We start from the raw sequence: 5,222 nt of genomic DNA on the forward strand, positions 1-5,222 counted from the left end.
CAGTTGCAACAGGTCGCGCCCCACCATATTGCTCACAACCTCTTGCGGGCAGCTCTGCGCAACCTCAAGACAGGTCACATACTCGCCATCGCGAAACACCGTGACCCGGTCGCAATGATCGAACACCTCAGCCATCCGGTGCGAAATATGGATGATCCCCATCCCCTGCTCTTTCAGGCGATGGACGATCTGAAACAATTTCGATGTTTCCGCCTCGGTCAGCGCCGACGTCGGCTCGTCCAAAATCAGGATGCGCGCATCCAGTGTCAGCGCCTTGGCAATCTCGACCAATTGCTGATTGGAGATCGACAATGTGCCAACCTTCTGGCGCGGATCGACATCGCAGAATTCGGACAGGATTTTCCGCGCCTTCGTTTCAAGCGCGGCGTAGTTCATCCATCCACGACCCTGCGCCGCAATGGCCGACATAAAGATGTTTTCTGCGACACTGATATCGGGGCACAGGGCGATCTCTTGATGCACAAACCCGATCCCCAAAGCCTGCGCATCCAACGGCGAGCGGATGCGAATGGGTGTACCGTCAATTCGGATGTCGCCCCGATCCGGTTGCAAAATGCCATCCACGATTTTCATCGTCGTCGATTTGCCCGCACCGTTCTCACCGGCCAGCGCGTGAATTTCGCCGGCGCGCAGCTCGAAAGACACATCACGCAGCGCGTGCACCGGGCCAAAACTTTTGGCGATATGCGACAATTGCAAAAGGGGGACCATGGATGTCTCCAGTCGTTCAGGACATATCTTGGGGGTGAGACGGCGGACCTAAACTGTGCCCGCCGTCGTGAGGTGCCTGATACCTTTGGTCTGAGGCGACATCAGGCCAGCGTGCCGGTGTTAGCCGTCCACGCCGCGCGTTCCGCGCTTTTTCAGATATTTGTCCCAGTAGAAATTCCCGGCATTCTCCTGTGTGACGACCGAAAAGCCATTGTCGAGCACCGGAATACTCATCGGGTTAAAGCCCGCGCTTTCAAAGTCGTTCATCGGATCAATCAGCTCAGGATGTGCCGCCAGCCACAGCAAAAGAAAGCCATAATACCCCTGTGCGCCTTGGTTTGGGTTGATCGCTGCGAACATCTCGCCCGCTTGGATCATGTCGAGCACACTGGCATTTACGTCAACCGACATGACTTTAAGATCGCCGCCGATTTCCTTTGCCGCCTGTGCCGCGCCCATGGCCGATGAGGCCTCTGGCATAAAGATTGCATCCAAATCAGGATGGGCCTGTGCAAGGCTCAAGGTCGCTTGATAGGCCTTGTTCGGGTCTTGCCCTGTGGAAGCGCGTCCAACCAATTCCATGCCCGGATAGGTCTGGTCCATCTCTGCAATAAAGGCCGCAATCCGTCGGTCATGATTGTCTTGACCGGGGTTTTCCAGAACCGCGTACTGACCTTTGCCCCCCAAGGCTTCGGCGATTTGGCGGGCCGCTTCTGCGCCCTCTCGGAAGTTGTCGGAGGTGATATAGCTGGTGCGGTTTGAATTTGGGCTGTCGGCGGCAAAGGTCACAATTGCGGTGCCTTGTTCGATGGCCTGATTGATTGGGCCGATGAACGGATCTGGCATCATCGGGTGCAACAGAATGCCCGCAGGCTGTTTGGTCAGCGCCTGCTGAAAGCTCGCGATTTGCTTGCTGATGTCATATTCGGGCGTGCCGGTGTAATCCGCTTCGCACCCGAATTGATGGGCGGCCTGTTTGAACATTTCGTAGACTGGGAACCAGTATTCTACGCCGGAAACCATCACATTCATCACGTAAGTTTCGCCCGGCTCACAGCGGAACGGGCTTTCGGCCCAAGGCTCATCTACGCCCTCAGCACTGGCCATTCCGGCGAAACCGGACACAAGAAAAGAGGCGGCTGCCGCCGCATAAAACGTCGCTTTCATCTGGTAATCCTCCCTTTCGGACCCTTCCCTCTGACTCCTCCGGGGCGGCTGTCCGATTTTTCGTGCCGTCAGCATGGGCGTGCCGACGGTCGCCTGTCAATAAGTCCTACCGCATGAAATATATTGCACGCATAGGCTATCGCAGGCGTTTGAAGGCATGCTGTGGTGATGTGGCCCGCAATGCGGTTGGGACCATCGCCGCCCAATCTGAGGCGTGAGGAGCGTCCAAAACAACATCGCTTGCCCGCATGTGCCGCACTCGCACCAAACTCCGATTACGTCTAAAAATCAGGATTTAAATCCCATCACATTCCGGCAAATTTCACGCGTGTGAACCAAAACAGGCTCTTGTGATAAGAAGGCAGGGCTGGCGAAATACACTTTGACCGTTTGCATGTCGTCCAACGGCATCCATTTCACCTTATCCTCTGCGGCGGAGGCCACCCATTCGGCCACGATGGCATAGCCCAACCCGGCCTGAACAAGCTCCATAACCGACGTGGACCCTGAAACGGTCGTCAAATTGGCGGGCGGGCCGCCAAGATAATTGGACAGAAAGTCAATGCCACGAGACCGGACGGTTTGTCCCGGCTCATAAGTGATAAAATCACGCTGGTTGAAGGCAGCAATGTCCTCGGGGCTGGACAACGTCACCCCCCATTGTTGCGGGTAAACAAGCGCCAGCCGATATTCCCCCAACAGCACTTGAGAAATACTCGGGTCGCCAAAAAAGCGCTCGCAGACACAGGCATCCAATTCGCCATTCACCATCATCGAGGCCAGAACGGTGTCGCGTTCAAAGAAATTCAACTCCGTGTCTGGATGGCTTTCGCGCACCTGCCGCACAATCTCGGGGAAAAAATGGTGAAACAAGGCCTGAGGCACACCAAAGCGCATCACCGAATGCACATCCCGCATCAAAAGCGAGATCCGCGCCAGAATCGTGTCGAGTTCTGGCCCCAAAGAGGCATGAAAAGCCCGCCCCGGTGCCGTCAGGGTGATTTCGCGTGACCCTTTCTCCGCCTTGACGAGCTGCGTGCCATAGAGCTGTTCCAGACGCCGCACATGGTTTGCCGCCGATTGATAGGAGATATTCAACTCCCGCGCCGCAGCCGAAAAAGACCCGGTCTTTGCAACGAGGTGAAAGGTTTGCAGCAAAGAAATGTCGATCTTTGGCGTATGCGGTGTGGGGGATTTAAGGGTCATATGGCTCCGTCATAAAACAATGTTTTCCTCATAGGCAGACAAGGCCTCCCACAAGAGATTTGGCAAAGGTGCTCTTCGCCATGAGATCAAAGGACATGTCCTTTGGATGCAACAGTCCTGTTTGCTGGACCGCCCCCGTCGTCAAAAGATCCAACACCGCACAGGCATGACTGGCCGAGATATGTGCGAGCGCCGAAAGCGACGAGTTCCCCTGACTGTCTCCTCCATCAAACACCTTGGTGAGCGTTTTCTCGCCGTCCTGATGTCGGCAGACGAGATGAACAATCACCTTATCCGCCTCGACCCGTTCCAGCCCTGTCAAAAGCAGGTTGCGCAACATGTAGAGGCGCTTGGACAAACCAAGATCGTCGAGCAGGAAGGAAATGTAGTCGAGGTGCCCCGGATAGCGCAACGTCTTGAAACTCAACCCTTTCAGTCGCCCTGCATATCCCGGCACAAGCGCATCCAACGCGCCTGAGGTCGTGAAAGCCTCAAAGTTTTCGCCCGCAACGGTCAAGGTTTCATACCCCGTGAGCGGAGGCACCGTCACCAAAGCCCCATCAGACAATCCAACACAGGGATTGGTGTATTCGGACAAAAGCGCCTGAATATCCCACATATCGCCATAGCCCAGACGGTTTCTCTTTTGGGCGGGCAACACCCCGACATATGCCGTGATCTCCGCCTCTTTTGGGCTGCGCAAGGCGAGGTCTTCGACCATCAGAGAAATCAACCCTGGTGCCAAACCGCACCCGCTGACAAAGGGGCTTTGCGCGTCTTGCGCAATCCGCGCAACCTCTGACAGGGCTTTGGGATCTTCGCACAGGTCGAGATAGGCACACCCTTCTTGGGCCGCGCCACGGGCAACGATGGGCGCAACCGAAGGCGGGGCCGCACAGATCACGGCCGCAGCGCCTTGCAGATGACGGGCAAGACGATCCGCCTCCGCCCCGCCCATATGATCCGCAGAAATGCCTTTGGCTTTGAGCGCGCGCACACAGTCATAGTCGATGTCCAAAACGAAGGGCGAGAAGCGCGGATGAGCCTGTAGCAATCGCGCAATGCAGCCCCCCGTGCGCCCACCGCCGACGATCAGGATTTTATGTGTGTCGCCACGCATCTTGCCCTGCCTCACGCATGAAATCTTTTGAGAAACAGTTGCAAACGCTCAGAACCCGGTGCCCGCATCACTTGCTCTGGCGTGCCCTGTTCCGCGATGACGCCTTGATCAATGAAAATCACACGGTCAGCCACCTCGACGGCAAAGGCCATTTCATGGGTAACGAGCACCATCGTCATGCCCCCTTCCGCCAGTTCGCGCAGCACTTCAAGAACCTCGCCAACCAGTTCCGGATCAAGCGCACTGGTCACCTCGTCGAACAACATGACATCCGGGCGCATGGCCAGAGAGCGGGCAATCGCGACGCGCTGTTTCTGACCGCCGGACAGTTGGCTTGGATAGCATTGCGCCTTATCGGCAAGCCCCACCTTGGCAAGCAATTCCATGGCATGCGCTTCAGCGCTCGCGCGGTCTTCGTTCAGAACCACGATCGGTCCCTTGGTGACGTTGTCGAGCACTTTGAGATGCGGGAAAAGGTTGAAATGCTGAAAGCACATGCCGACCTTGCGCCGCAACGTCCCCGCGCCCAAAGCGCCCGGTTTATCTTTGAAATCCGGCGAAACATGTTCCCCCCGGAACCGGAAGGACCCGGAGCTGAGCACCTCCATCATGTTGAGACAGCGGATGAAGGTGGATTTCCCAGAACCAGAGGGGCCAATGATCGCAATCACTTCACCGGGCATGACGTCGAGAGTGATGCCCTTAAGCACCTCCAACTCGCCATAGTTTTTCGTGAGATCTTGGATGGACAGGATAGGTGCGGAAGTCATGTCAGAATCCTTGGGCATATCAGTCGCTCCGGCGCATACGGCGCTCAAAGTAATCGGCGAACTGGGTCAGCGGGAAAAGCATGGCGAAATACATCACGGCGGCAAGCGTATAGCTTTCCAGCGGCCTGTAGGTTTCGCTGTTGACGATATAGGTCATATAGGTGAGCTCAGCGATGGAGATCGCGTATAACAGCGACGTGTTTTTCACCTGGATGACGGACTGGTTG

The 5,222-nt window shown here is 56.3% G+C and carries 5 protein-coding genes and 1 pseudogene; all 6 read right to left on the reverse strand.

Going from position 1 to position 5,222, the window contains the following annotated elements:
* Positions 1-732: ATP-binding cassette domain-containing protein (locus ACN0X0_RS23160; RefSeq protein WP_417281154.1), on the reverse strand; the 732-nt coding region annotated here is incomplete at its 3' end.
* 120 nt (positions 733-852) lie between these two features.
* On the reverse strand, positions 853-1,899 hold the full coding sequence (locus tag ACN0X0_RS23165) for a substrate-binding domain-containing protein (RefSeq protein ID WP_107720548.1): 1,047 nt from the start codon (positions 1,897-1,899) through the stop codon (positions 853-855).
* A gap of 288 nt (positions 1,900-2,187) precedes the next feature.
* Positions 2,188-3,105, reverse strand: coding sequence for a LysR family transcriptional regulator (locus tag ACN0X0_RS23170; protein ID WP_107720549.1), 918 nt, complete (start codon positions 3,103-3,105; stop codon positions 2,188-2,190).
* Between the two features lie 28 nt (positions 3,106-3,133).
* Positions 3,134-4,225 (reverse strand): saccharopine dehydrogenase family protein, encoded by a 1,092-nt coding sequence (locus tag ACN0X0_RS23175; RefSeq protein WP_417266771.1) that lies wholly within the window; start codon positions 4,223-4,225, stop codon positions 3,134-3,136.
* Positions 4,226-4,236: 11 nt separating this feature from the next.
* Positions 4,237-4,995, reverse strand: coding sequence for an amino acid ABC transporter ATP-binding protein (locus ACN0X0_RS23180; protein WP_107720551.1), 759 nt, complete (start codon positions 4,993-4,995; stop codon positions 4,237-4,239).
* A gap of 19 nt (positions 4,996-5,014) precedes the next feature.
* Positions 5,015-5,222 (reverse strand): annotated as a pseudogene (locus ACN0X0_RS23185) (amino acid ABC transporter permease); the annotation flags it as partial.

The sequence above is a fragment of the Celeribacter sp. genome, from assembly GCF_048270365.1.
Taxonomy (GTDB): domain Bacteria; phylum Pseudomonadota; class Alphaproteobacteria; order Rhodobacterales; family Rhodobacteraceae; genus Celeribacter.

Excerpts from the sequence above, each read along its gene's own strand:
- ACN0X0_RS23165 (WP_107720548.1), bottom strand. The coding sequence starts at position 1,899 with ATGAAAGCGACGTTTTATGCGGCGGCAGCCGCCTCTTTTCTTGTGTCC.
- ACN0X0_RS23170 (WP_107720549.1), bottom strand. The coding sequence starts at position 3,105 with ATGACCCTTAAATCCCCCACACCGCATACGCCAAAGATCGACATTTCT.
- ACN0X0_RS23175 (WP_417266771.1), bottom strand. The coding sequence starts at position 4,225 with ATGCGTGGCGACACACATAAAATCCTGATCGTCGGCGGTGGGCGCACG.
- ACN0X0_RS23180 (WP_107720551.1), bottom strand. The coding sequence starts at position 4,995 with ATGACTTCCGCACCTATCCTGTCCATCCAAGATCTCACGAAAAACTAT.